Raw genomic sequence first — 26,474 nt, 5'->3', positions numbered from 1 at the left:
GGGGACTCACAGATGGGTTTCCAAAGGCCTCAGGCCTTTGGTGGGGAGAGTTTGAGAGGGGCGAAGCCCCTCTCAAGGAGCCGGCGCCGGGCTGCCTCACCCGGCAGCGCAGATGCGGTCCCGCCCCGAGCCCTTGGCCTGGTAGAGCGCGCCATCCGCGCGGTGCAGCAGGGTCTCGAGCGGCAGCCCGCCGGGCGGCATGGTGGCGATGCCGAAGCTGGCGGAGAGGCGGCTGCCCAGCCCCTCCAGCGGCAGGATGATGGTGGCCAGGGCGGCCCGCAGCCGCTCGGCCACGGCATGGGCTTCCTCGGCCGAGGTGGCGGGCAGGAGGATGGCGAATTCCTCCCCGCCCAGGCGGCCGAAGAGGTCGGCCTGGCGCAGCGCCTGGGTGCAGCGCTCGGCGGTCAGGCGCAGCACGGCATCGCCGGCGGCGTGGCCCGCGCGGTCGTTGATGGACTTGAAGTGATCCAGGTCGAAGGCCAGCAGGGCGCAGGGGCGCCCGGCCTCCGCCTCCCGCCGCAGCAGGATCTCGGCCTGGTTCATGAAGCTGCGGCGGTTGGCGATGCCGGTCAGCGCATCCGTCTCGGCCTGCCGTTTCAGCTCGGCCGTGCGTTCGGCCACGCGCCATTCCAGCAGGCGGTTGGCATCGGCCAGCGCCGCCTCGGCCTCCCGCCTTTCGCTGACCAGGGCCAGCAGCGTCAGGATGTTCATGGCGCAGAGCACGATGAGCATGCCCACCGACTGCATGGGGTTGGCCACGCCCCCGCTCTGGAACGGCCCGTAGCCCGAGACGGTGCCGGCCGAGGCGATGATGCACAGCAGCGTCAGCAGCGTGTAGGCGGCGCGCAGCGAGATGCGCAGCGCGATCCAGGAGAGCGGCACCGCCAGCAGGAAGATGAGCTGCGCCGAGGGCAGGCCGGGCGGCAGGCGGATGCTGAAGACCAGCGCCGCCAGCAGCGCCGTGCCCAGCCAGACCGCGCCATCCAGCAGCGGCAGGCGGGTGCCGCGCCCGGCGGGGGTGCGCTCCAGCCCCAGCCAGAGGATCAGCGAGGGGGCAAAGTAGAAGGTGCCCCCGGCATCGCAGAGCAGCCAGCTGCTCCAATGCGCGGGCAGGGCAGCGGGCGGCACCCCTTCCAGCCACCACAGGCCGAAGGTGCCGCAGCTGGCGGTGACGAAGGCATGCAGCAGCACGCAGCCGGCCAGAAAGGCGACGACACCCTGGAAGCGGGTGAAAAGCCCGGAGGCGGGGCGGAAATGGCGCGTCAGCACCATGCCGGCCAGCGGCCCCAGCGCATTGCCGAGGGAGATGACGGCGGACAGCCCCGCCCCCGCCTGATAGGCCAGCGCATTGACCAGGAAGGAGCCGAGGAAGATGCCCGGCAGCAGGCGCCAGCCGCCGGCCATGGCGGCGGCGGCGGCCAGCCCGGCGGGCAGCCAGATCGGTGCCGGGAAGAGGCCGAAGCTGGCGAAGAACCGCCCCACCGCCCAGCCCAGCGCCAGGTAGCACAGCATCACCAGCAGGTTTCCGGCCAGCCAGAAGCGCAGGCCACGCCGGCACCAGCCCGGATTCCACGGCCTCAGGCTCCGCAGCAGCCCCGTGCCGGGCCAGGAGGAGGGGCTGTGGTCCATATGTCCCGACAGGGCGCAAGGCAGGGTGGCGGACAATCAGACCTCCTGGCGGTGGAGGGAAGGCACCGCCCGGGGCATCTCGCAAGATTCCGCGAGGGGTGACAAGAGTCCGGGAAACGCTTTGTTAACCTTCCCGTCTCTGCGCCCGGCAGGACTCGAACCCGCAACCAAGCCGTTATGAGCGGCCCGCTCTGACCATTGAGCTACAGGCGCCGAGAGGTGGGGGCGGCAGGTGCCGCCCCGCCCCGTGCTAGACCGGATCGGCTCAGCGGGCAAGGAACTCACGGATCGCGCCCTCGGCCTGGGCCATGCCGGCCACCCCCTCCAGATGGCCGAGGCCCCCGCGCAGCGCCAGCTGGAGCACCGGCCGCCCGGCCCGGCGCAGGGCGGCCGTCAGCTCGTCGCTGTATTCGATGGGGAAGACGCGGTCGCCCTGGCTCGGCACCACGAGCCACTTCGCCTCGCTGCGGGAGAGGGCGGCCTCCAGCCCCTCATATTCGTTGAGGAAGAGCTGGTTGGCGCGCACCAGATAGAGGAAGGAATTGGCATCCGAGGAGCGGGCGCGGGCGGCGGCGGCATTGTCCAGCCAGGTCTCGATGGCGAAGCGGTCCTGGATGCGCTTCGCCGGCTCCTGCCCTTCCGCCGGCTTGCGGGCGAATTGCTGGGCGGCCCAGCCGCGGTCACGCGAATGCAGGGTGACGAGCTTCAGCGCCTCCGTCAGCCCGCGCAGCGGCGCCTCCCGCCCCTGGCCGTAGTAATCGCCGCCGCGCCAGGCCGGGTCCATGCGGATCGGCGCCGCCCAGAGGTCGAGCCAGCCCAGCATCCAGGCATCCATCTCCCCGGTGCCGATCACCGGCATGACGCGCTCGACCATCTCCGGATAGGCGGCGGCCCACTCGATGGCCTGGAGCGAGCCCATGCTGGGCCCGGCCACCAGGGCGAGGCGCCGCACGCCGAGGCTGTCCAGCAGGCGCTTCTGCACCTCGACGAAGTCACGGATGGAGACGGTGGGGAAGCCCATCCCCCAGGGCCGCCCGGTGGCCGGGTTCAGCGAGGCCGGGCCGGTGGTGACGGTGAAGCGGTCCGGCGCGTTCAGGTTCACCAGGGTGTCGGAGGCGATGACGAAATAGCGGTCGGTATCGATCGCCTTGCCGGGGCCGATGATGGCATCCCACCAGCCGGCCGGGCCGCCGGGCTGGATCTGGCCGAAGGCATGGCTGTTGCCGCTGAAGAAATGAGTGACCAGCACGGCATTGTCGCCCGCCGCGTTGAGCGTGCCGGCGGTCTGGTAGCCGATGCGGATCTGCGGCAGGGGCGCGCCGCCGCGGGTGGTGTAGTTGGCGGAGGTGAATTCCCGCTTTTCCACCAGGGCCGGGGCGGCGGTGGGGGGCTGGGGCGGCGTGCCCTGGGCGGTGGCGCCGCCGCCGGGCAGGGCGGCGCCCAGCGTGGCGAGCGGCGCGGCCAGGGCGGCGGCAAGGAGCAGGCGGCGGCGCAGGGTCATCGGTACGGTTTCCTTCCCCGGAATGGCCGGTCTGTGCCGGCCGGTTCGCGGCGCGCATGGTGCGCGGGGCGGAGGCCGTACCGCAAGAGCAACAAAGCTCTCTCCGCCCGTCCCCTGCCCGGCCATGCGCAGCGGTGCCGCGCAATGGACGGGCGGCCGATGAAAGGGGGGTGAATGGACGCATCGCGCGCCCCCTGCTACAGCCGCCGGACAGCACCACCGCCACCGAACGGACCTCCCCCATGGACGTGAGCAAGATCCCCACCGGCAAGAACCCGCCGCACGACATCAATGTCGTGATCGAGATCCCCCAGGGCAGCTCGGTGAAGTACGAAGTGGACAAGGACAGCGGCGCCGTGGTGGTCGACCGCTTCCTGTTCACGCCGATGGCCTATCCGGCCGCCTATGGCTTCGTGCCCGGCACCCTGGCCGATGATGGCGACCCCTCCGACGCCCTCGTCCTGGTGCCGACCCAGGTCGTCCCCGGCGCCGTCATCCGTGCCCGCCCCATCGGCGTGCTGTTCATGGAAGACGAGAGCGGCCAGGACGAGAAGCTGGTCTGCGTGCCGCATGACAAGATCTCCCTCGCCTTCACCGACGTGAAGGAAATGGACGACCTGCCCAAGATCACGCGCGACTCCATCGAGCACTTCTTCACCCGCTACAAGGACCTGGAGCCGGGCAAGTGGGTGAAGGTGAAGGGCTGGGGCAACGCGGCCCAGGCGGCTGAGATCCTCGCCCGCCAGATCGCCGCCGCCGGCTGACGCGACCACCTCCCGGGGGCCACCCCCGGGGGGCCAGCACGGGACGGCGCGGCGGGGGCAGCCCGGCGCGCCGCCCCCCTCCCGGCGGGCGCCGGGAAAGCACGGCGGGAGGGACGGCACCATGCTGCTGCTGAAGCCCGAGGAAGACCTGGTGCTCTGCCAGTCGGCGGACCCGGTCAACTACTTCGCCATGCTGCGCAGCACGGCCAAGGCCACGCAGGATTTCTGCGTCCGCCAGAATGTCCGCTACCTCTGCCTGAGCGGCGTCCTGCGCGGCTACCACCCGTGGCATGCCTGCTACAACCGCATCATCATCATGCACCAGCTGATGCAGACCGGCTTCGAGGGCTGGTATCTGCATCTCGACGCGGATGCCTTCGTCCACGACCCGGAATTCGACATTCGCGGCTATCTGGCCGGGGCCGGCGAACACTCCTTCATCTTCACCCACGGCGCCACGCGGGAGCCCTGGGATGTCAATGATGGCGTCTACCTCGCCAATTTCGCCCACCCCCACACGCGCACCATCATCGCGCGCTGGATGCAGCGGCTGGAAGCCATCCCCGCCGAGCGGCTGAAAAACGCCGCCGAGTGGTACCAGACCCCCTGCGACCAGCGCATGCTGCACCTCCTCCTGCGCGCCGAGCCGGAACTGGCCAGCCAGATCCGCCATGAGCACCCGCGCTTCATCAACGGGCAGAATTCCAGCTTCATCCGCCAGGTGCTGCGCGCCCATGAGCGCGACCCGGCCCTCCGCCTCATGAAGATCGCCCTGCAGGTGGAGCACAGCATGGCCCTGCGGCAGCGCGGCGGGGAAGCGGATGTCGCCCTGCTCTGCGGGATCAGCCGCGCGCTCGGCCTGCCCCTGCCCAAGACCCCGGCCGACATCCAGGCCGCGACGCGCGACCAGGGGGCGCTGCTCGAACACATGAAGGCCCTCGTCGCCGAGGCCCGGCAGAGGCAGAAGGCCGAAAGAGCCGCCGCCCGGCAGCAGGAACAGCGCCCCCCAGCCCCTCCCCCCAACGAATAAAAGTTTTTTGGTTCTTTTTTCCAAAAAAGAACCCTTCCTTCCCCCCCACCCCCCGCGCTCAGGCCGCGCGCTGCCCCGCCGCCTGCAACCGGGCCACCAGCGCGCCGAGCGCCGATTGCAGGGCCTGCCCCTGCTGCGCCACGGCGGCGCCAGAGCGGCGCACACCCTCCAGCGCCGCGCTGTCCTGGCCCATGCAGCGCTCCACATCCCCCACGCGCGCCGCCACCTGGCTGGCACCGGCGGCGGCATCGGCCACATTATGGGCGATCTCCCGCGTCGCCTCGCCCTGCTGCGAGACAGCGGCGGCGATCGCCTCGGCAATGGCCCGGCTCTGCTCGATCGCCGCGCCCACATTGCGGATGGCCTCCACCATCTGCTCCGTCGCCCGCTGCATGCCGCCGATCTGCGCGCCGATCTCTTCCGTCGCCCGCGCCGTCTGGCTGGCCAGGGCCTTCACCTCGGAGGCCACCACGGCGAAGCCCTTGCCCGCCTCGCCCGCCCGCGCCGCCTCGATCGTGGCGTTGAGCGCCAGCAGGTTGGTCTGCCCGGCGATGTCGGAAATCAGCTGCACCACATCGCCGATGCGGCGCGCCATCTCGGCCAGCCCGGCCACGGCGGCATCGGCCTGCCGCGCCTCGGCCGTGGCGCGGCTGGCGGCGGTGGCGCTCTCCGCCACCTTGCCGCCGATCGCCGCCACGGAACCGGCCAGCGCCTCCGCCGCGCCGGAGACGGCCTGCACATTGCTGCCCGTCCGGCTGGCCTCGGCCGCCGCCGCCGCCAGCTGCCCGCCCACCTGCCGCCGGGTGGCGTCCATGCTGTCCGTCGCCCGCGTCAGCTCCCCGGCGGAGGCGGCCAGCGCCTCGGCGATGCTGCGCAGGGCCTGCTCCACCTCCCGCGCCAGCCCGGCCTGCGCGGCGCGGCGCTCCTCCTCGGCGGCGCGGCGGCCCTGCTCGCGCTCCTGGCGCAGCCGATCCGCCTCCTGCATCGCCTCGCGGCACACCGACAGGCTGCGCGCCATGGCGCCGATTTCATCGCCCCGCTCCAGCCCCGGCACGGGGGCGGAGAGCTCACCGGCGGCCAGCGCGCGCATCCGCCCGTCCAGCACCGCCAGCGGGCGGGTGATGCTGCGGCTCACCCGCCAGAGCAGCACGGCCAGCACCAGCGCCACGCCCCCCGCCAGCCCGGCCAGCCACAGCATCTTCTCGCGCTGCGTGGCCCGCAGGTCGTCCACATAGACGCCGGTGCCCACCACCCAGCCCCAGGGCGCGAAGCCCTCGACATAGCTCAGCTTTTCCACCGGCTGCTCGGCCCCCGGGCGCGGCCAGAGATAGGGCACCAGGCCGCTGCCGGATTTCCGCACCGTATCGACAAAGCCCTGGAACAGCGCGAAGCCGGTCGGGTCCTTGGTCCCGGCGACATTCTGCCCCTCCAGCGCCGGGCGGATGGGGTGCAGCACCACCCGCGGCTCCATGTCGGTGATGAAGATATATTCCTCGCCGCGGTAGCGCATCGCGCGGATGGCGCGCAGCGCGGCGGCCTGCGCCTCGGCCCGGCTCTGCCGGCCCGCCTGCTCCTCCGCCGCCTCGCGCCGGGCGATGGAAAGCACCGTGTCCACCACGGCGCGCAGCATCTCCACCCGCCCCTGTTCCAGCACCCTCGCCTGTTCGCGCCCCGCCTCGACCGCCAGGCCGGCCAGGGCCAGCACCGCCAGGAGCATGATGGCGCCCATGCGCGCCGCCAGCGGCATGCGCCCAAACCAACCGCGCGAAGCTTGCTGCATCTCGGGAACGCCTCCGACCGCTGCCCTGCGGCAGATCGGGGGAGACTCGCCCGGAGAATCTCAAGGAATCCTGAAGGGGTGGGGCGCGTGAAAAGATGGAGAAATAGGAAAGAATTTCTTTTTCTGAAGAAAAAGAAACAAAAAGACTTTTTCAGTCGGGCGGCCCGCTTCAGGCCTGAGGCGGAACGCCAGACTGGAAAAAAGAATCAGGCCAGCAGGCGCTCGGGCACCTTCAGGCCCAGCCGCACCGGCACAGGCCAGATCTCCCGCACCGTCCGCAACCGCGTGAAGCCCGCCGCCAGATAATTGGGCAGGGCCCGCGCATGGTCCGCCGTGCAGGTGTTGACCGTCAGCAGGTCGCACCCGCCAGCCCAGGCCTCGTCAATCGCGGCGCGCAGGAAGGCACGGCCCACGCCACGCCCCACCGCATGCGGCATCAGGCCGAAATAGGCCAGATTGGTGGTGCCACCCACCCGGCGCTCCAGCTCGAAAAAGCCCGCCGGCTCGCCACCCTGGTAGAGGACATGGACCGAAACGCCCGGGTCGGAGAGCACGGCGGCCAGCTCCGAATCCCCGGCGGCACGGCGCAGCCACCAGACATAATCCTGGCCCACCGTGTTGTAGAGAAAGCGGTAGAAGGGGACGCTGCACCGCGCCACCCGCTCGATCCGCCAGCCCTCGGGCAGCGGCGCGCCCGGCTCCGGCGGCGGCACCACCATCCGCAGGAAGGTGACATCGACCGCCACCCGGATGGCGGGCTCGACCAGGGAGAGCGCCACCTCAGTTGTCCAGGAAGCTGCGCAGCTTGCGGCTGCGGCTGGGGTGCTTGAGCTTGCGCAGCGCCTTGGCCTCGATCTGGCGGATACGCTCGCGCGTCACGTTGAACTGCTGGCCGACCTCCTCCAGCGTGTGGTCGGTGTTCATGCCGATGCCAAAGCGCATCCGCAGCACCCGCTCCTCGCGCGGCGTCAGGCTGGCCAGCACCCGCGTCGTCGCCTCGCGCAGGTTGGACTGGATGGCGGCATCCAGCGGGATGATGGCGTTCTTGTCCTCGATGAAATCGCCAAGGTGGCTGTCCTCCTCGTCGCCGATCGGCGTCTCGAGGCTGATCGGCTCCTTGGCGATCTTCAGGACCTTGCGCACCTTCTCCAGCGGCATGCCCAGCTTGTCGGCCAGTTCCTCCGGCTGCGGCTCGCGGCCGATCTCGTGCAGCATCTGCCGGCTGGTGCGCACCAGCTTGTTGATCGTCTCGATCATGTGCACGGGAATGCGGATGGTGCGCGCCTGGTCGGCAATGCTGCGCGTGATCGCCTGGCGGATCCACCACGTCGCATAGGTGGAGAACTTGTAGCCGCGGCGATACTCGAACTTATCGACCGCCTTCATCAGGCCGATATTGCCCTCCTGGATCAGGTCCAGGAACTGCAGGCCGCGATTGGTGTATTTCTTGGCGATCGAGATGACGAGGCGCAGGTTGGCCTCGATCATCTCCTTCTTCGCCTGCGTCATGTCGCGCTCACCGCGCGAGACGGTGGAATAGACCCGCTTGAACTCATCCACCGGCAGGCCGGTCAGCGCGGCGGTGTTGGAAAGCTGGGTGCGGATCTGCTCCACCTCATCGCGCGAGCGCTCGATGAAGTTCTTCCACGACTTCTGCGGCAGCGCGGCGATGCGCTCGAACCAGCCCGGGTCGATCTCCGCCCCGCGCCAGTACTGCAGGAAATCCTCGCGCTTGACGCGGCTGGCCTCGGCGAGGCGCAGCACCTGCCCCTCCAGCGAGGTGATGCGGCGGTTCAGCCCCTTGAGCTGGTCCACCAGCTCCTCGATGCGGTTGTTGTGGAGCTGCACCTTCTCGACCAGCGTCACCAGCTCCTGCCGGTTCTTCTCATAGGTCTGCTCGGTGCGGGCGGCGAATTCCTCGCCGGCCTTGTAGGCCTCCATCCGCTTGGAGGAGAGCTTCTGCAGCTTGCCGTAAAGCTCCTCGATGGCCTCGAAGGTGGCCAGCGCCTCCGGCTTCAGCTTCTCTTCCAGGGCGGAGAGCGAGAGGCCCATGCCCTCCCCCTCCTCGCCTTCCTCGAATTCCTCATCCGGCGCGGGGGCGGCCTCGGGGTTCTCCGCCGCCGCCGTCGCCTCCAGGTCGATCACGTCGCGCAGCAGCATGCGGCCTTCCTTGACCGCATTGTGCCAGGTGAGGATCGCCTGGAAGGTCAGCGGGCTCTCACAGAGCCCGCCGATCATCATGTCCCGCCCCGCCTCGATCCGCTTGGCGATGGCGATCTCGCCCTCGCGCGAGAGCAGCTCGACGCTGCCCATCTCGCGCAGGTACATGCGGACGGGGTCATCCGTGCGGCCGAGGCTCTCCTCGTCCACATTGCCGGAGCCCTCCTCCTCCTCCTCCTCGTCCTCCGCCTTGGCGGGGGCCTTGTTGGCGGCCTCGGCGTCCTCCGTCTCCTCCGCCTCCACCACGTTGATGCCGAGCTCGCTCAGCATCGCCATGGTGTCCTCGATCAACTCGGAGGAAACCTGTTCGGAGGGAAGCGCCTGGTTCAGCTCGTCATAGGTGACGTAGCCGCGTTCCTTGCCGCGCGCGACCAGCTTCTTGACCGCCGCCGAGAGGGTGTCGAGAAGCGCACCCTCCACCGCTTCATCGCGGTTCTCGACCGTGTCGGTGCCGTTCGCGACCTTGCTCGCCATGCCGATCCGCTCCGTCTGACGCCACCCGGCGTTTTAGCCGGGGATGCCTTGCCCTGGTCCTAGCGGCTCCATCCCGATCTCGCAACGAGAGGAAGCCGAACGCGCCCGCGCCGAACGCCACCCTGCGGCCATAACGCCCCGCCCCCCGCCAACACAAGAGCACGCGGACGAAACGAGGTGGATGGGCGCGCTAGAAGCCTCCCCCCTCATCCCCGGCATCGCCCCGCATCTGCGCGGCCAGCAACTCCTTCAGCCGGATCAGCCGCGTCTGCGCCGCCGTGCTGCCGGTGGCGATGAAATCCTGCTCCGCCTCGGCCAGTTCCGCCTGCAGGGCGGCCTCACCCTGGAAGCAGCTGAAAAAATACCACCATTGCTCCGCCACCAACTTCGGCAGCGCATCCGCCGCCACCGCCGACGGCAGCAGCCGGGGCGATTGCCGCAGCCAGGCCAGCCCCTCGGGCTCCACCCTCTCCAGGTGGTCGGCCAGCGCCGCCGCGTCAAGCGCCCCGCCCGCGGCGGGCCAGCGCAGCAGCACCTCCTGCAGCGCCCGCGCCACGCCCTCCGGCAGGTCGAGCGCGGCGAAGGCCTCCTCCACCTCCGGCAGCAGCCAGGGATGGGCGGCAGTGATGGCCAGCAGGCAGCGCGCCTGCTCCAGCCGCGCCTGGGCGGGCACGATCTCCGGCCGGGGCGGCGCCGGCAGGGCCCAACCCGGCGCGGCGCCACCGCCGCGCCCGCGCCCCCCGCCAAAGCCGCCCCCGAAACCACTGGCAAAACCACCGGCAAAACCGCCGCCCCGCCCGGCCCGGCCCGGCCCAAAGCCGCCACCGCCAAAACCACCGGGCCGGGCGCCGCCGGAAAACGCCGCCGGCTGCGGCCGCCGGCTGGCGGCGAAGAACCGGTCCAGCAACTGCCGCCGGTATTCCCCGGCCAGGAACTTGTCCGGAATGCTGGCCGCCGCCCCCTCCAGCGCATGGCGCAGCCCGGCGCGCGCCTCCGGCGTGGCCCCCGCATGCTTCTCGGCGATCATGCCATAGAGCACCTCGGAGAGCGGCTGCGCCGCCTCCAGCACGGCGCGGAAGGCCGCCGGGCCACCCCGGCCCACCAGCGTGTCCGGGTCCTCCCCCGCCGGCAGGGTGACGAAGGACAGGCTGCGCTCGGGCGAGAGCAGCGGCAGCGCCAGCTCCGCCGCGGGGGCGGCCGCCCGCCCGCCCGCCTTGTCGCCATCGAAGCACAGCAGCGGCTGCGGCGTGAGGCGCCACAACTCCGCCAGCTGCTCCTCCGTCAGCGCCGTGCCGAGCGGCGCCACCGCCCCGCCGAAGCCGGCCTGGTGCAGGGCGATGACATCCATATAGCCCTCCACCACCACCACCGGCGCGCCCTTGAAGGCGGCCTCCCGCGCCAGGTCCAGGGCGTAGAGGTTACGGCGCTTGGAAAAGAGGTCGGTTTCCGGGCCGTTGACGTATTTCGGCTGGCCATCCCCCAGCACCCGGCCACCGAAAGAGATGATGCGGCCGCGCCGGTCGCGGATGGGGAACATCACGCGGTTGAAGAACAGGTCCGTGGGCGGGGCCTCGCCCTCGCCGGGGCGCATCAGCCCGGCTTCGACCAATTGGCGCGGCTCGATGCCCTGCGGCTTGAGATCCGCCGCCAGCGCCCCCCGCCCGCCGCCGGACCAGCCGAGGCCGAAGCGGCGGATCGTCTCCTCGCTCAGGCCGCGCCGCAGCAGGTAGTCCAGCCCGGCCCGGCCCTCCGGCAGGCGCAGCCGGCGCTGGTAGGACTCCGCCGCCGCCTGCAGCACGTCATGCAGGTCACGCTGGCGCGCCTCGCGCTTGGCCTGCTGCGGGCTGGCCTTGGGCACCTCCAGCCCGGCCTCGGCCGCCAGCCGCTCCACCGCCTCCGGGAAGCTCGCCCCCTGGGACTGCATGACAAAGGCGATGGCATCGCCATGCGCGCCACAGCCGAAGCAGTGGTAATGGTCGTCATAGACATAAAACGAGGGCGATTTCTCGCCATGGAAGGGGCAGCAGCCCCGCCATTGCCGCCCCGCCCGCGTCAGCTTCACGCTGCGGCCGATCAGCGGAGCCAGGGGCGTGCGGAGGCGAAGCTCCTCCAGGAAATTCGGCGGCAGGGACATGCCCGCCGATTAGCACAACCCGGCGCCGGACGCGCAGCGCCAGGAGCAGGAGAGAAAAAAGGCCGGGGGAAGGAATTCCCCCGGACCCCCATCTTCCTTCTGTCAGTTTGCCCCCCCTGATGGCGGGTGCAGGGGACCCCGTCCCCTGCCCAAGGGAAAGAAGGGGGGAGCTTGAGGGGGCGAAGCCCCCTCAATCCTCAGGCGCCGAGGGCGGCCTTCACCAGCGGGCCGGCCTTGGCCATGTCCATCGTCGCGGCGTGCTTCGCCTTCAGCACCGCCATCACCTTGCCCATGTCCTTCACCGAGGCCGCGCCGCTCTCGGCCACCGCCGCCGCCACCGCGGCCTGCATCGCCGCCTCGTCCATCTGCTGCGGCAGGAAGGACTCGATGACGGCGATCTCCGCCGCCTCCTTCTCCGCCAGCTCCGGGCGGCCGCCCTGGGCATACATCTCCACGCTCTCGCGGCGGGACTTCACCATGCCGCGCAGCATGGCCACGATCTGCTCCTCCGGCACCTGCTCCACCCCGCTCGGGCGCGCCGCGATGTCCGTGTCCTTCAGCTTCGCCATGATCATGCGGATGGTCGAGGTGCGGGCCGCATCCTTGGCGATCATCGACGCCTTCAGTTCCTCGGTGAAGCGCGCGCGCAGGCTCATCGGTCATTCTCCTTTTCGGTGAGGCGGTATAAAGCGGCTCCGCCCGGCCAGGGCCAGGGGTGGGAAGAAAATTCCCGGACAGGCGTTTCCCCTGGCGATTTCCCTTGCCCTGGGAAATTTCTTCCCACATATCCACCGCCATGCGGTCCGTGGAAGACATCATCGCCCTGATGGGCGGCCCTGAGGCGGTGGCCGAGCGCTGCGGCGTCGGCACCGAGGCGGTGCGGAAGTGGCGCCAGGCGCGTGCCATCCCCGCCAAGCACTGGCCGGCGGTCATCGCCGCCACCGGCCTCTCCCTGGCTGACCTGACCCAGGCTGACCAGACCCAAGCCAATCAGACTCTGGCCGAACGCGGCCCTTCCACCCCCCCGCAGACCGAACCGAGCCCGGAGACGCGCATGTCCGCCCCCGCCACGCCTGCCGCCGACCAGCCCCCCGCCGGCGCCACCGCCGCCCTGGTGCTGGGCGATGGCACCGTCTTCTGGGGCGTGGGCTTCGGCGCCCACACCACCAGCGTGGGCGAGGTCTGCTTCAACACCGGCATGACGGGCTATCAGGAGACCCTGACCGACCCCTCCTATGCCGGGCAGATCATCACCTTCACCTTCCCGCATATCGGCAATGTCGGCACCAATGCCGAGGATGTGGAAAGCATCACCCCCGCCGCCCGCGGCCTGGTGGTGAAGCTCGACGTCACCGAGCCGGCCAATTACCGCGCCACCCGCCACCTCGACGCCTGGCTGAAGAGCCACGGCATCCCGGGCATTTCCGGCATCGACACCCGCGCCCTGACGGCGCGGATCCGCGATGGCGGCGCGCCCCATGGCGTGCTGGCCTTCCCCGCCGATGGCCGCTTCGACCTGCCGGCGCTGAAGGCCCAGGCCGCCGGCTGGCCGGGGCTGGAGGGCATGGACCTCGCGAAGGACGTGACCTGCCGCCAGTCCTATGCCTGGGGCGAGGGGCTGTGGTCCTGGGGCCAGGGCTATGAGGCCGCGCCGGCCAGGAAGCACAAAGTCGTCGCCCTCGATTTCGGCGCCAAGCGCAACATCCTGCGCTGCCTGGCCGATGCCGGCTGTGATGTCACCGTGCTGCCCGCCACCGCCACGGCGGCGGAGATCCTGGCGCAGAACCCGGATGGCGTCTTCCTCTCCAACGGCCCCGGCGACCCGGCGGCGACCGGCGCCTATGCCGTGCCGGCCATCCGCGGCGTGCTGGACGCCGGCAAGCCGGTCTTCGGCATCTGCCTCGGCCACCAGCTCCTGGCGCTGGCGCTGGGCGGCAGGACCTACAAGCTGGAGCGCGGCCACCGCGGCGCCAACCAGCCGGTCAAGGACCTGACCACCGGCCGCGTCGAGATCACCAGCCAGAACCACGGCTTCGCGGTGGACGAGAAGTCCCTGCCGGAGAACGTGAAGGTCACCCACGTCTCGCTCTTCGACGGCTCGAACGAGGGCATCGCGGCGACCGACCGGCCCGCCTTCTCCGTGCAGTATCACCCGGAGGCCAGCCCCGGCCCCTCCGACAGCCACTATCTCTTCCACCGCTTTGTCGAGATGATCGCGGCGCACAAGGCGGCCTGATCCTTCCGGCCGCCCTGACCAGGGAGAGAGACGGATGAGCGGGATGTTCGACCTCGGCGGCCGCGTGGCGGTGGTGACGGGCGGCAATGGCGGCATCGGCCTTGGCATCGCGCGCGGCCTCGCCGCCGCCGGTGCCTGGGTCGCCGTGGTCGGCCGCAATGCCGAGAAGAACAGGGCCGCCGTCGCGGCGCTCGGCAAGGATGCCTTCGCCATCCAGGCCGATCTCGCCGAGCCGGGGGCGGCGGACCGCGTCATCGCCCAGGTGGTGGAGCAGGCCGGCGGCATCGACATCCTGGTCAACAATGCCGGCACCAATATCCGCCGCCTGCCGCAGGACGTCACGGACGAGGACTGGGCGGCGGTGATGGATGCCAACCTCACCAGCGCCATGCGGATGAGCCGCGCCGCCTACCCCCACCTCAAGGCCAGCGGCCATGGCCGGGTGATCTGCATCGGCTCGATGATGTCGATCTTCGGCCTGCCGCTCTCCCCGGCCTATGGGGCGAGCAAGGGGGGCATCGTGCAGTATACGCGCTCCCTCGCCGTGGCCTGGGGGCCGGATGGCATCACCGCCAACGCCATCCTGCCCGGCTGGATCGAGACCGAGCTGACGGCCGGCGCCAGGCGCGACATGCCGGAGCTGAACGAGCGCGTCCTCTCGCGGACACCCCAGAAGCGCTGGGGCCTGCCCGCCGATTTCGCTGGCATCGCCGCCTTCCTGGCCAGCGATGCGAGCGCCTTCATCACCGGCACCGCCATCCCCGTGGATGGCGGCTTGTCCGTCCACGGCTGAACCCGGCGCGAGCCGGATTTTTCTCAGACAGGGTCACCCCGATGCCGAAGCGCACCGACATCAAGTCCATCCTGATCATCGGGGCCGGCCCCATCGTCATCGGCCAGGCCTGCGAGTTCGATTATTCGGGCGCGCAGGCCTGCAAGGCGCTGCGGGCGGAGGGCTACCGGGTCATCCTGGTGAACTCCAACCCCGCCACCATCATGACCGATCCCGGCCTGGCGGATGCGACCTATATCGAGCCGATCACGGTCGAGATGGTCGAGAAGATCATCGCCAAGGAGCGCCCGGACGCGCTGCTGCCCACCATGGGCGGCCAGACCGCGCTGAATACTTCTCTCAAACTGGCCGAAGCCGGTGTGCTGGCCAAGTATGGCTGCGAGCTGATCGGCGCCAAGGCCGAGGTCATCGACAAGGCCGAGGACCGGCTGAAGTTCCGCGATGCCATGACAAAGATCGGCATCGAGAGCCCGCGCAGCGCCATCGCCCATACGATGGAGGAAGCCCGCGCCGGCATGGAACTGGTCAAACTGCCCTGCGTCATCCGCCCCTCCTTCACGCTGGGCGGCACGGGCGGCGGCATCGCCTATAACCGCGAGGAATTCGAGCAGATCGTCTCCGCCGGCCTCGCCGCCTCGATGACCAGCGAGGTGCTGATCGAGGAAAGCGTGCTCGGCTGGAAGGAGTATGAGATGGAGGTGGTCCGCGACACCGCGGACAACTGCATCATCGTGTGCTCCATCGAGAATATCGACCCGATGGGCGTGCACACCGGTGACTCGGTGACGGTGGCCCCGGCGCTGACGCTGACCGACAAGGAATACCAGCGCATGCGCGATGCCTCCATCGCCTGCCTGCGCGAGATCGGCGTCGATACCGGCGGCTCCAACGTCCAGTTCGGCATCAACCCCGTCGATGGCCGCATGGTCGTCATCGAGATGAACCCGCGCGTCTCGCGCTCCTCGGCGCTGGCCTCCAAGGCCACCGGCTTCCCGATCGCCAAGATCGCCGCCAAGCTCGCCGTCGGCTACACGCTGGACGAGCTGAAGAACGACATCACCATGGTCACGCCGGCCAGCTTCGAGCCGACGATCGACTATGTCGTCATCAAGATCCCCCGCTTCACCTTCGAGAAGTTCCCGGGCACCCCGGCGACGCTGACCACCTCGATGAAGTCGGTGGGCGAGGCGATGGCCATCGGCCGCAGCTTCAACGAGGCGCTGCAGAAGGGCCTGCGCAGCCTGGAGACGGGCCTCTCCGGCCTCGACGAGATCGCCGCCCCCGGCGATGGCTCGAAGGAAGCCTATATCGGCGCCCTGGCGACGCCGAAGCCGGACCGCCTGCTGGTGGTGGCCCAGGCGCTGCGCGCCGGCCTCTCGGTCGAGGAGATCCACGAGGCCTGCCGCTTCGAGCCGTGGTTCCTGCGCGAGGTCGAGAAGGTGGTGCGCGCCGAGGAGGGCCTGCGCGCCCACGGCCTGCCGCAGGATGCGACGGGGCTGCGCCGGATCAAGGCCATGGGCTTCTCCGACAAGCGCCTGGCCGTGCTGACGGGGCAGAGCGAGGCCGCCGTGCTCCAGCACCGCCTCGGCCTCGGCGTGCTGCCGGTCTATAAGCGGATCGACACCTGCGCCGGCGAGTTTTCCTCCGATACACCTTATATGTACTCCACCTACGAGGGCGGCTTCGGCACCCCCGTCTGTGAGTCGCGCCCGACGGAGGCGAAGAAGATCGTCATCCTGGGCGGCGGGCCGAACCGCATCGGCCAGGGCATCGAGTTCGACTATTGCTGCGTCCATGCCGCCTATGCCCTGCGCGAGGCCGGCTTCGAGACCATCATGGTCAACTGCAACCCGGAGACGGTCTCCACCGACTACGACACCTCCGACCGCCTCTATTTCGAGCCGCTCTCGGGCGAGGACGTCATCTCCCTGATCCGCAAGGAGCAGGAGAAGGGCGAGGTGCTGGGCTGCATCGTGCAGTATGGCGGGCAGACGCCGCTGAAGCTCTCCCAGGCGCTGCACAAGGCGGGCATCCCCATCCTCGGCACCAGCGCGGAGGCGATCGACATCGCCGAGGACCGCGAGCGCTTCCAGCAGCTGCTGAAGGGCCTCGGCCTCAAGCAGCCGCAGAACGGCACCGTGCGCACGCTGGAGGAAGCGGTGGTGGAGGCCGAGCGCATCGGCTACCCCGTCGTCGTCCGCCCCTCCTACGTGCTCGGCGGGCGGGCCATGGAGATCGCCTATAACCGCGAGCAGCTGCTGCGCTTCGGCCAGGAGGCGGTGAAGGTCTCGGGCGAGAACCCGATCCTCATCGACCAGTATCTCCAGGACGCCATCGAGGTCGATGTGGACTGCATCGCCGATGCCGACGGGCAGGTCTATGTGGCCGGCGTCATGGAGCATATCGAGGAAGCCGGCATCCATTCCGGTGACAGCGCCTGCTCCCTGCCGCCCTATTCGCTCTCCCCCTCCGTCATCACCGAGCTGAAGGCGGAGACGGAGGCGATGGCCAAGGCGCTCAAGGTGCGCGGCCTGATGAACGTGCAGTATGCCGTGAAGGACGGGGAAATTTTCGTGCTGGAGGTGAACCCGCGCGCCTCCCGCACCGTCCCCTTCGTCGCCAAGGCGACCGGCGTGGCGGTGGCCAAGATCGGCGCCCGCGTCATGGCCGGGGCGAAGCTCACCGAATTCAAGCTGGATGACGAGGCGGTCAACCGCCATGTCGCCGTCAAGGAAGCGGTCTTCCCCTTCAACCGCTTCCCCAATGTGGATGTCATCCTCGGCCCCGAGATGAAGTCCACCGGCGAGGTGATGGGCCTCGACGCCTCCTTCGAGCGCGCCTTCGCCAAGAGCCAGCTCGGCGCCGGGGTGAAGCTGCCGCTGGCCGGCACCGCCTTCCTCTCGGTGAAGGACAGCGACAAGAAGGCCACCATCTTCCTGGCCCGCCGCCTGACCGAGATCGGCTTCCAGGTGATGGCCACGCGTGGCACCGCCACCGTGCTGCGCGAGGCGGGGCTGAGCGTCTCGGTGGTGAACAAGGTGCTGGAGGGCCGCCCGCACTGCGTGGACGCCATCCGCAACGGCGAGATCCAGCTCGTCATCAACACCACCGGCACGGGCCAGGCGGTGGCGGACAGCTTCGACATCCGCCGCGGCGCGCTGACCCAGGGGGTACCGCACTACACCACCATGGCCGGCGCCCGCGCGGCGGTGCATGCCATCGCCGCCCTGAAGGCTGGAACCCTTGATGTGGCGCCGCTGCAGTCCTACTTTCCCCCTTCGTTCTGAGGGCGGGGCGGGTTGGGGGTAGCCCCTTCCCGCCCGATCCTTGTTTCCCCCATCGGCGCCAGACCGGCGCCGCCCCGCCGCCGGACTCTGCGCCCGGCGGCTTTGCCGCGTATGAAGGAAGGGACTGCCGTGCAGAAGTTCCCGATGACCGCCGAAGGTCTCGCCCGGCTTGAGAACGAATTGCGGCAACTGAAGGCCGAGGAGCGGCCCGCCGTGATCCGTGCCATCGCCGAGGCGCGCGCCCATGGCGACCTCTCCGAGAACGCCGAGTACCACGCGGCGCGCGAGCGCCAGTCCTTTATCGAAGGCCGCATCGCCGAGCTGGAGGGGATCATCCCCTCGGTCGAGGTGATCGACACTTCCAAGATGTCCGGCGACCAGGTGCGCTTCGGCGCCACCGTCACCATCATCGATGAGGAGTCGGAGGAGGAGAAGACCTACCGCATCGTCGGCGCCTATGAGGCGGACACGAAGCTGGGCTCCATCTCCATCTCCTCGCCGCTGGCCAAGGCGCTGCTGGGCAAGAAGCTTGGCGACTCGGTCGAGGTGCCGGCGCCGGGCGGCGCGCGCGCCTACGAGATCGCCAAGGTGCGCTTCCTCTGACCATGCCGGCCACGAGCCTGGCGGCCGGGCTGGCCGCGCCGCCGACCATCCGCCTCTCCGATGTGCGCGAGGCCGCGGAGCGCATCCGCGGCGCCGTGCTGCGCACGCCTATGCTGCCCGCCCCCGCCATCGGCCGTGCCATCGGCACCACCCCGGCGGCGGAGGTCTGGCTGAAGCTCGACAACCTCCAGGCCACCGGCGCCTTCAAGGAGCGCGGCGCGGCCAACCGGCTGGCCATGCTCTCGGCGCGGGAGAAGGCGACGGGCGTCATCGCCATGTCCGCCGGCAACCATGCCCAGGCGGTGGCGCGCCATGCCAGCCTGCTCGGCATCCGCGCCACCATCGTCATGCCGCGCTTCACCCCCGCCACCAAGGTGGTGCGGACGGAAAGCTGGGGCGCCCATGTGGTGCTGCATGGCGAGACGCTGGCCGAGGCCGCCGCCCATGCCCATGCCCTGGCGCTGCGCGAGGGGCTGACCTTCATCCACCCCTATGACGACCCCGGCGTGATGGCCGGCCAGGGCACCATGGCGATCGAGATGATCGAGGATGCCCCGGCGCTGGACACGCTGGTCTTCCCGGTGGGCGGTGGCGGGCTGCTGGCCGGCTGCGCCGCCGCCGCGCTGGAGATGAAGCCCGGCCTCACCGTCTTTGGCGTGGAGGTGGAGGGCTATCCGGCCATGGCGCAGCGCCTGGCCGGGCAGCCCGTGGCCGTGGGCGGCCCCACCATCGCCGAGGGCATCGCCGTGCGCGATGTGGGCGAGGCGCCCTATGCCCTGCTGAAGCGCCTCGGCATCGAGGTTCTGGTGGTGCCGGAGCGCGCGGTGGAGCAGGCCGTGGCCCTGCTGGCCGAGGGGGCCAAGGTGGTGGCGGAAGGGGCCGGCGCCGCCGGCGTCGCCGCGCTGCTGGCCCACCCCGCCCGCTTCGCCGGGCGCAAGGTCGGCACGCCCGTCTGTGGCGGCAATATCGACGCCCGCGCCCTCTCCAACGTGCTGCTGCGGCAGTTGCTGCGCGATGGCCGCATCCTGCGCCTGCATTTCGACATCCCCGACCGGCCGGGCGTGCTGGCCGACATTTCCAAGCGCATCTCCGATGCCGGCGGGAATGTGATCGAGGTGAAGCACCAGCAGCTGTTCGGCGCGCCCACCGTGCAGTCCACCGAGCTGGAGCTGATGGTGGAAGTGCGCGACGCCGCCCAGGGCAATGCCATTATCGCCGCGCTGGAAGCGGCGGATTATCTGGTGCGGCGCGTTTAAAGGCAGGAAGAAGAGTTCTTTTTTGTAAAAAAGAACCAAAAAACTTCTTTCAGTTTGGCGTCCCGCTTCAGGCCTGAGGCGGGACGCCAACTGAGAGAGTCTTTTTGCTTCTTTTTCTTCAGAAAAAGAAGATATCTTCAATAAAATCAATCACGAAGGCACGTCTCACAACGGCACGCCGGGCGCATCCTTGGCCGTATGGATGGTCTGGAGTGTGGTGACGCGCCCGACATTGGGCGCGGCGGTGAGACGGTTGGTCAGGGCGTTTTCATGCGCCGTGTCGCGCGCCACAAGGCGGAGGAGGAAATCCCCGCCGCCGCGGATCATGTGGCATTCGCGCACCTCGGGCCAGGAGGTCACTTCCTGCTCGAAGGCGGAGAGGATGGCGTGTTTCTGGCTTTCCAGCCCGACCAGGGCGAAGAAGGTGATCTGCCAGCCCAGCGCCACCGGGTCGATATCGGCGTGGTAGCCACGGATGATGCCGGCTTCCTCCAGCCGGCGGACGCGGCGCAGGCAGGGCGGCGCGGAGAGTTCCACGCGGCGGGCCAGTTCCACATTGGTCATCCGGCCATCCGCCTGCAGCTCGGCCAGGATCTGGCGATCCACCGCATCCAGATTGTCGGTCGTTTCGGGCTTCATCGGAACCGTTTCGTTACTCGTGCGGCGTTCAGGACGTAATATCCTTGCAGGAGGCACTCTGTTCAAGGCATCGGCTTGCGGGAAAAGCCGATCTTCCCGATATCCTGCCCGACCAGCGCGTTTTCAGGATAAAAGCCTTGCCCGAACTGCACCGCACCCGTCTGTTGATCCTCGGCGCCGGCCCTGCCGGGTACACGGCGGCCATCTATGCCGCGCGGGCCGGCCTGTCACCCCTCGTTGTCGCCGGCATGCAGCCGGGCGGGCAGCTGACCATCACCACCGAGGTGGAGAATTTCCCCGGCTTCGCGAAGCCCATCCAGGGCCCCTGGCTGATGGAGCAGATGCGCGAGCAGGCCGAGCATGTCGGCGCCCGCATCCAGTATGACCTGATCACGGCGATCGACCTCAGCCAGCGGCCCTTCCGCGCCACCGGCGATTCCGGTGACCTCTATGAGGCGGAGGCGGTGGTCATCGCCACCGGGGCGCAGGCCAAATGGCTCGGCATTCCGGGGGAGAAGGAGCTTTCGGGCTTCGGCGTCTCGGCCTGCGCCACCTGTGACGGCTTCTTCTACCGCGGCAAGTCCGTGGCGGTGATCGGCGGCGGCAATTCGGCGGTGGAGGAGGCGCTCTACCTCTCCAACCTCGCCAGCCATGTGACGCTGATCCACCGGCGGGACAGTCTGAAGGCGGAACGGATCCTGCAACAGCGGCTTTTCGCCAAGCCAAATGTCACGATCCTGTGGAACACTCTGACCGAATCGGTGCTGGCGGATCGCAGCGGCCGCGCCCCCGTGGCGCGCGGCCTGCAGCTGCGGGACCGCGCCAGCGGCGAGATGCGGGAGCTGGCGGTGGATGGCGTCTTCGTCGCCATCGGCCATGCCCCGGCCACCAGCCTGTTCAAGGGACAGTTGGAGATGGATGCGGAGGGCTACCTGGTGACAGCACCCGACTCGACGCGGACCAGCCGCGAGGGCGTCTTCGCCGCCGGCGACGTGCAGGACCGCATCTACCGCCAGGCGGTGACGGCCGCCGGCACCGGCTGCATGGCCGCACTGGAGGCCGAGCGCTTCCTGGACGGCCTCGGCCTGCCCGCGCAAGATCAGGCAGCCTGACCCCATGCCGCTCGACTGGGACAAGCTCCGCGTTTTCCACGCCGTGGCCGAGGCCGGCAGCTTCACGCATGCCGGTGAGTCGCTGAACCTCAGCCAATCCGCCGTCTCGCGCCAGATCCAGGCGCTGGAGGAGGCGCTGTCCGTGCCCCTCTTCCACCGCCATGCGCGCGGCCTGATCCTGACGGAGCAGGGCGAGACGCTGAACCGCACGGTGCGCGAGGTCTTCGCCAAGCTCGCCATGACCGAGGCGCTGCTGACGGAGAGCCGCGAGCGCGCCGCCGGCCGCCTGAAGGTGACGACCACGACGGGCTTCGGCACCACCTGGCTGGCGCCGCGCCTGCGCAAGTTCATGGGCCTGCACACCGATGTGACGGTGACGCTGCTGCTCGACGATGCCGATCTCGACCTCGCCATGCGTGAGGCGGATGTGGCCATCCGCATGCATCCGCCGAAGCAGCCGGACCTGATCCAGCGCCATGTGGCGACCTTCGGCTGGAAGATCGTCGGCTCCCCCGAATACCTGAAGGGGGCCGGCATCCCGCAGCGGGCCGAGGATCTCGATGCCCACCGGCTGATCGTCTATGGCGATTACCGCCCGCCGGTGGAGAGCATCAACTGGCTGCTGGAGGCCGGGCGCCGCCCTGGCAGCCCGCGCCGCGCCGCGGTGGAGGTGAACTCCCTGCCGGCCATGCTGCATGCCGTGCGCTCCGGCCTCGGCATCGCCGCCCTGCCGGACTACATGGGCGAGGATATCCGCGACCTCATCCCGGTGCTGACGGAGCTGAAATCCCCCCGGATCGACGCCTATTTCGTCTATCCGGAGGAGATGCGGCACTCCAAGCGCGTGGGCGTGTTCCGCGACTTCCTGGTCGCCGAGCTGGCGGCGCTGAACAATTAACGATCGCGAAAGCTTAACCATGCGTAATACGCATGGCGGAGTGGCGTTATTGTCCCTACGCGCATACCGCAGCGCACACTAGGTTGAGGGCATCCGGCGACTAGGTCGGAAAGGGTCTCTGACCCTTCGTCTCCCAGACGTGAAGCCTCCCTGTATGACTGGCCCGGAACACTTCGTGTGTCCGGGCTTTTTTTTGCCCAGGCTTCTTCTGGAAAAAGTTTTTTGGTTCTTTTTTTCCAAAAAAGAACGCCCTTCAGCCTTCTACCAAGGCGGCCGCCTTCTGACAGAGCGCGGCCCAGGCGCGGGTGACGGGCCGGCGCTCCGCTTCCCCCGGATGCAGGGCGAAGCGCGCCACATGGCCCACCATCAGCCCGGGCCCGATCACCCGCACCTGCCCCCACAGCCCCGGATCCTCGCTGCGGCGGACGCAGAGCAGCCGCCCCGGCCCGTGCCGGCGGATCGCGGCGTGGAGGCGGTGCATCTCCTCCTCCTCCAGCTGCCGGTAGGCGCGGCGATAGACGAAAACATGCCGCCCCTCCGCCAATTGCCGCAGCAGGCGGCGGCGCAGCCAGGCGAGGCGCTCGCAGGATTGCCGCAGCACCTCCTCCGGCGCCCCCGGCAGGCGGTGCAGGAAGGTATGGGTGTGGATGCCATAGCGCAGATCGCGCAGCATATACTCGCCGCCCGGCAGGCCGGGGGCGTCGAGCCGGGTCTGCCCCACCTCCCCCACCCCCGCGAAATCCTCGGCCAGCCCGGCGAGCAGGGCGGGCAGGCCGATGCCGGCCCAGCGCAGCAGGCTGAGCGTCACCGCCCCGAAGGCCTGCTGCGCCAGCCCGAATTCGCAGCCATAGCGGGCACCGCCGAGGCTGACGAAACGCTCCATCAGCCGCTGCATCTCCGGCGCGCCCTGGCCTTCGGGCAGGATATCCTCCGCCTCCAGCTCCAGCCCCAGCCCGGCGGCCTGGAAGCGCAGCGTATCGAGGTGGGGGGCCTGGGCGGGGTCGTGGCGGCAGAGGCGCACCGCCTCCAACCAGGCGGCGCGGACGGCCGGGCGGTCGCGGCGGGCCAGGGCCAGCTCGGCGGCCAGCAGGCGCAGCCGGGCATGGCGCGGAAAGGCGGCGATGGCGGCGCTGGCCTCGGCCTCGGCTTCCGCCGCCTGCCCGGCCTCGGAGAGGGTGCGGGCGAGATCGTGCCAGGGCATGGGCCTGCCGGGAAAATCGCGCCGCGCCGCGCGCAGCAGCGCCAGGGCGGCCGGCCATTCCCCGCGCTGGCGGTGCAGTTCGGCCAGGGTCACGGCGGTGGGCTCGGCCAGGGGCGGCGGCAGGGTGGCGGCCAGTTCCGCCGCCTCTTCCAGCCGCCCGAGCTGCAGCAGGCGGCGCAGCAGCACCGGGCGGGCCTCTCCCAGGCTCGGCCGGTGGCGCAGCAGGGCGCGCAGGCGGGCCACCACCTCCTCCACCGCGGCGCGGTGCAGGGCGGCGATGCCGGGCAGCTGGGCCTGGGCCAGCAGCAGCTCCGGCAGGGCGCCGAGCCGCTCCTGCCCGGCGCGCAGGCAGTCCTCGGCCGCCGCGCGCTCGCCCAGGTGGCAGAGGGCATGGGCGCCCTCGATATAGCCGGCCGGGCGGTCCGGCGCGCAGGCGCGCAGGGCGGCCCAGTGGCGGGCGGCCTCCGGCCAGTCCTGCCGGGCCTGGGCGAGGCGCGCGGCCTCGGCCAGCAGGGTGGGCGAATCCGGCAGCAGCGCGGCCAGGGCGGCGAGGCGGGCCGTGGCTTCCTCCAGCCGGCCGAGGCGGCGCAGCGCGGCGAGCAGGCCGGCGGCGGCCTCGCCCTGCGGCCCGGGCAGGGCCAGCACCGCCTCCCAGCTGGCGCGCGCCGCCTCCCATTCCTCGCGCTGCTGGGCGAGGCGGGCGAGTTCGGCGTGGCGCAGGCGGGGGTCCAGCCTGGCGGGGGCGGGGGTGGCGGCCCAGGCGGCGGCCTCTTCCCGCGCACGGAGATCCGTGGCCCCGGCGCGGCGCAGGGCGGCGAGCAGGCCGAGCCAGGCTTCCGCATCGCCCGGCAGCCTGTCGAGCAGCCTGCGCCAGGCGGTGGTGGCGGCCGGCAGGTCGCCGAGCAGGGCGGCGGCGCGGGCTTCCTCGCGCCAGAGCGGCATGGCCTGGGGGGAGCGGGCCAGGGCGGGGCCGAGCACGCGCCGCGCCGCGCCCGCCGCGCCGGAGAGACGCAGCGCCCGCGCCAGGCCGCGCGCCGCTTCCACCGGGTGCTCGGCCATCAGGGGTTGCCAGAGGGCGGCGGCGGCGGGCCAGTCCCCGGCGGCCTCGGCGGCGCGGGCGGCCTCCAGCGGCGCGGCGGGGGGGAGCAGGCTGAGCGGCAGGGTGTCGCTCATGCCAGCGCCTCCGCCGGCATGCCTCCCTGGACGTCGCCTTGGGCGTCCTCCTGGACGTCCTCCTCAGCGTCCTCCTGGGCGCTCCCTGGCCCCCCCCCTGGCACCCCCCCTGGCACCGCGCGGGCCGCATGGGCGAGATAGCGGGCATAGGCGATGCTGTGCACGGCCCGCTCATGCTCGTGCAGGGCGGTGCCGGGATGGGTATTGGCCTCCAGCAGCCAGAAGTGGTCCGCGCGGTCCAGCACGAGGTCGATGCCCCATTCGCTGGCCTCGGGGCAGGCGTGCCGCGTCAGGTGGCGGGCGGCGCGCAGGGCCAGCGCCGTGGCCTCGGCCTCCAGAGCGGCGGCGGGGCGGGAGCGCCCGGCGAGGAAGCCCGGCAATTCCCCCTGGTAGCCGCCCCGGCTGACATTGCTGAGCGGCAGGCCGCATTCGCCGAGGCGCACATAGGCGCGCGTCAGCCCCCAGGCGCCCTCCGCGCCGCGCTGCACATGCAGGCGTAGATCGGCGGCGCGGCCATCCCGCGCCAGGGCGGTGACGTAGCGCTGCACCAGATAGGGGCGGTAGGCCATGCGGCCCCGGATGCGGCGCAGCAGTTCCGCCACCGCCGCCTCCAGGGGCAGGTGCCATTCCTCCGCGTCGCGGCGCAGGCGCCAGGGGCCAGCGCCTTCCGCCACCCGGTCGAGGAAGAACAGGCCGCCGCCGCGCCGGCCATCGGCGGGCTTCACCACCAGCGCGCCCTCCGCCACCGCCCAGGCGGCGAGCTGCCGGGCGGCGCCGGCGGGGTCCAGCGCGGCGGTGGGGATGCGGTGCGGGGCGAGGTCCGGCGCCGCCGCCAGCAGGGCATCGAAGCCCAGCTTGTCCGGCCCCATCTCCACCAGCACCACGGCGCCCCGCGCGCGGCAGCGGGCGATCAGCGCATGGGCGGCCGCGTCCAGCACCAGGCCCAGGGTGAAGACCACCTGCGGCCAGCCCAGGGCGCGGCGGGTGAAGCCCGCGCCGTCCCAGACCTCGCCGAACAGGCCATCCGGGGGGCCATCCGGGGGGCCATCCCCCTCGCCCGGCGCCGGGCCGGCCTCGCAGTCGCGGCTGTCGAGGAAGGCGAGCTGCACCCCCTGCAAGGCGGCCTCCGCCAGCATCGCCCGGACTCGCGCGGGCGGCATGTAGCCGCGCGGCGCGAACCCAAAGGCAAGAATGGCAAGCCGCATCTGGTATGCTCCGGTCTGGGCGGTATCCTGTCCGGCCTCTTACGCACACCTCATGAAGCTTGGAAATGCCGCGCATGACCGATGAAGCCGGGATCCGCCACTGGATGCTCCTCCACCTCGCCGTGCTGGCGGGGGAGCCGGTGGAAAGCCTCTCGGCCGAAGAGCCCCTGGCACGCCACGACCTCGACTCGGTCGATGCCGTGCAGATGGCGCTGGAACTGGAAAAGGCCCTGGGGCTGGAGCTGGAGCCGGAACTGCTGATGGACGGGCGGCAGAACGTGGCCGCGCTGGCGGCGATGCTGGCCGGGCGGCTCGCCAGCGCGTGACCGCCCTGGGGCCGCCGCGAGGCCGCCGCTGGGCGGGGGGCGGGGTTTCCGCCGCCGCGCCGGGCGGCTATGGCCTTGGCTCGCCATGAGACAGGGAGCCCCGCCCATGGGCCGCCAACAGTCCCGACCGCGCCCCCGCCCCACCCCCGCGCCGAAGGCCCCGCCGCAGGGCGCCGCCCGCGAGGCCAGCCCCCGCGCGCCAAAGGCCGGGGC

At 70.7% G+C, this 26,474-nt stretch carries 20 protein-coding genes and 1 tRNA gene; 10 read left to right on the top strand and 11 right to left on the bottom strand.

Annotation, left to right across the window (positions count from 1 at the left end; translation table 11 throughout):
- Positions 1-96: 96 nt before the first annotated feature.
- The 3 genes from NON00_RS19485 to NON00_RS19475 all read right to left on the bottom strand — a co-directional run bounded on the left by NON00_RS19485 (position 97) and on the right by NON00_RS19475 (position 3,130).
- The gene (locus NON00_RS19485) at positions 97-1,665 is read right to left on the bottom strand and encodes a diguanylate cyclase (RefSeq protein ID WP_256024372.1); all 1,569 of its coding nucleotides are present in this window, start codon (positions 1,663-1,665) and stop codon (positions 97-99) included.
- A gap of 104 nt (positions 1,666-1,769) precedes the next feature.
- A tRNA-Ile gene (locus NON00_RS19480) sits at positions 1,770-1,842 on the bottom strand.
- A 52-nt stretch (positions 1,843-1,894) separates the two neighbouring features.
- Positions 1,895-3,130 carry a homoserine O-acetyltransferase gene (locus NON00_RS19475; protein WP_256024371.1) on the bottom strand — a complete coding sequence of 412 codons (1,236 nt, stop codon included), beginning with the start codon at positions 3,128-3,130 and terminating at the stop codon, positions 1,895-1,897.
- 242 nt (positions 3,131-3,372) lie between these two features.
- On the opposite strand from NON00_RS19475, the gene ppa reads away from it, so the two are divergent.
- Together ppa and NON00_RS19465 are read left to right on the top strand one after the other, a co-directional pair.
- The gene (ppa, locus tag NON00_RS19470; protein ID WP_256024373.1) at positions 3,373-3,894 is read left to right on the top strand and encodes an inorganic diphosphatase; all 522 of its coding nucleotides are present in this window, start codon (positions 3,373-3,375) and stop codon (positions 3,892-3,894) included.
- A 121-nt stretch (positions 3,895-4,015) separates the two neighbouring features.
- Entirely contained in the window at positions 4,016-4,924 is a 909-nt protein-coding gene (locus tag NON00_RS19465) for a hypothetical protein (protein ID WP_256024370.1), read from the top strand.
- 58 nt (positions 4,925-4,982) lie between these two features.
- Here NON00_RS19465 and NON00_RS19460 read toward each other — a convergent pair whose 3' ends face one another.
- The 5 genes from NON00_RS19460 to NON00_RS19440 all read right to left on the bottom strand — a co-directional run bounded on the left by NON00_RS19460 (position 4,983) and on the right by NON00_RS19440 (position 12,188).
- Entirely contained in the window at positions 4,983-6,671 is a 1,689-nt protein-coding gene (locus tag NON00_RS19460; protein ID WP_256024368.1) for a methyl-accepting chemotaxis protein, read from the bottom strand.
- Between the two features lie 239 nt (positions 6,672-6,910).
- Positions 6,911-7,483, bottom strand: coding sequence for a GNAT family N-acetyltransferase (locus NON00_RS19455; RefSeq protein ID WP_256024367.1), 573 nt, complete (start codon positions 7,481-7,483; stop codon positions 6,911-6,913).
- A 1-nt stretch (position 7,484) separates the two neighbouring features.
- Complete coding sequence (rpoD, locus tag NON00_RS19450; protein ID WP_256024366.1) at positions 7,485-9,398, bottom strand: RNA polymerase sigma factor RpoD; 1,914 nt, start codon at positions 9,396-9,398, stop codon at positions 7,485-7,487.
- Positions 9,399-9,588: 190 nt separating this feature from the next.
- Positions 9,589-11,532: a DNA primase gene (gene dnaG / locus NON00_RS19445; protein ID WP_256024365.1), complete on the bottom strand. Its 1,944-nt coding sequence runs from the start codon at positions 11,530-11,532 to the stop codon at positions 9,589-9,591.
- Positions 11,533-11,729: 197 nt separating this feature from the next.
- Positions 11,730-12,188: a GatB/YqeY domain-containing protein gene (locus tag NON00_RS19440; protein WP_256024364.1), complete on the bottom strand. Its 459-nt coding sequence runs from the start codon at positions 12,186-12,188 to the stop codon at positions 11,730-11,732.
- 140 nt (positions 12,189-12,328) lie between these two features.
- Here NON00_RS19440 and carA point away from each other — a divergent pair, with 140 nt between their 5' ends.
- The 5 genes from carA (at position 12,329) to NON00_RS19415 (ending at position 19,707) form a co-directional block, all read left to right on the top strand.
- Positions 12,329-13,768 carry a glutamine-hydrolyzing carbamoyl-phosphate synthase small subunit gene (carA, locus tag NON00_RS19435; protein ID WP_256024363.1) on the top strand — a complete coding sequence of 480 codons (1,440 nt, stop codon included), beginning with the start codon at positions 12,329-12,331 and terminating at the stop codon, positions 13,766-13,768.
- A gap of 34 nt (positions 13,769-13,802) precedes the next feature.
- Positions 13,803-14,561: an SDR family NAD(P)-dependent oxidoreductase gene (locus NON00_RS19430; RefSeq protein ID WP_256024362.1), complete on the top strand. Its 759-nt coding sequence runs from the start codon at positions 13,803-13,805 to the stop codon at positions 14,559-14,561.
- Positions 14,562-14,602: 41 nt separating this feature from the next.
- Positions 14,603-17,848 (top strand): carbamoyl-phosphate synthase large subunit, encoded by a 3,246-nt coding sequence (carB, locus tag NON00_RS19425; protein WP_256024361.1) that lies wholly within the window; start codon positions 14,603-14,605, stop codon positions 17,846-17,848.
- A gap of 129 nt (positions 17,849-17,977) precedes the next feature.
- Positions 17,978-18,451: a transcription elongation factor GreA gene (gene greA / locus NON00_RS19420; RefSeq protein ID WP_256024360.1), complete on the top strand. Its 474-nt coding sequence runs from the start codon at positions 17,978-17,980 to the stop codon at positions 18,449-18,451.
- A 2-nt stretch (positions 18,452-18,453) separates the two neighbouring features.
- Entirely contained in the window at positions 18,454-19,707 is a 1,254-nt protein-coding gene (locus NON00_RS19415) for a threonine ammonia-lyase (protein ID WP_256024359.1), read from the top strand.
- A 165-nt stretch (positions 19,708-19,872) separates the two neighbouring features.
- On the opposite strand, the gene NON00_RS19410 is transcribed toward NON00_RS19415, so the two are convergent.
- The gene (locus tag NON00_RS19410; RefSeq protein WP_256024358.1) at positions 19,873-20,346 is read right to left on the bottom strand and encodes an Lrp/AsnC family transcriptional regulator; all 474 of its coding nucleotides are present in this window, start codon (positions 20,344-20,346) and stop codon (positions 19,873-19,875) included.
- 137 nt (positions 20,347-20,483) lie between these two features.
- On the opposite strand from NON00_RS19410, the gene trxB reads away from it, so the two are divergent.
- Together trxB and NON00_RS19400 are read left to right on the top strand one after the other, a co-directional pair.
- Complete coding sequence (trxB, locus tag NON00_RS19405; protein ID WP_256024357.1) at positions 20,484-21,458, top strand: thioredoxin-disulfide reductase; 975 nt, start codon at positions 20,484-20,486, stop codon at positions 21,456-21,458.
- A gap of 4 nt (positions 21,459-21,462) precedes the next feature.
- Positions 21,463-22,356 (top strand): LysR family transcriptional regulator, encoded by an 894-nt coding sequence (locus tag NON00_RS19400; protein ID WP_256024356.1) that lies wholly within the window; start codon positions 21,463-21,465, stop codon positions 22,354-22,356.
- A gap of 253 nt (positions 22,357-22,609) precedes the next feature.
- Here the strand turns inward: NON00_RS19400 and NON00_RS19395 are convergent, their stop codons facing one another.
- The gene (locus NON00_RS19395; protein WP_256024355.1) at positions 22,610-24,730 is read right to left on the bottom strand and encodes a tetratricopeptide repeat protein; all 2,121 of its coding nucleotides are present in this window, start codon (positions 24,728-24,730) and stop codon (positions 22,610-22,612) included.
- Positions 24,727-25,935, bottom strand: coding sequence for a YheC/YheD family protein (locus NON00_RS19390; protein ID WP_256024354.1), 1,209 nt, complete (start codon positions 25,933-25,935; stop codon positions 24,727-24,729). Before NON00_RS19390 ends, NON00_RS19395 begins: the two co-directional genes overlap by 4 nt.
- Positions 25,936-26,009: 74 nt before the next feature.
- On the opposite strand from NON00_RS19390, the gene NON00_RS19385 reads away from it, so the two are divergent.
- Positions 26,010-26,261 (top strand): phosphopantetheine-binding protein, encoded by a 252-nt coding sequence (locus NON00_RS19385; protein WP_256024353.1) that lies wholly within the window; start codon positions 26,010-26,012, stop codon positions 26,259-26,261.
- Positions 26,262-26,474 lie beyond the last annotated feature (213 nt).

This window comes from Roseomonas sp. GC11, from assembly GCF_024437745.1.
GTDB lineage: Bacteria > Pseudomonadota > Alphaproteobacteria > Acetobacterales > Acetobacteraceae > Pseudoroseomonas.
Note: the sequence above shows the minus strand (reverse complement) of the source record. Positions and strands in the feature narration are given on the sequence as shown.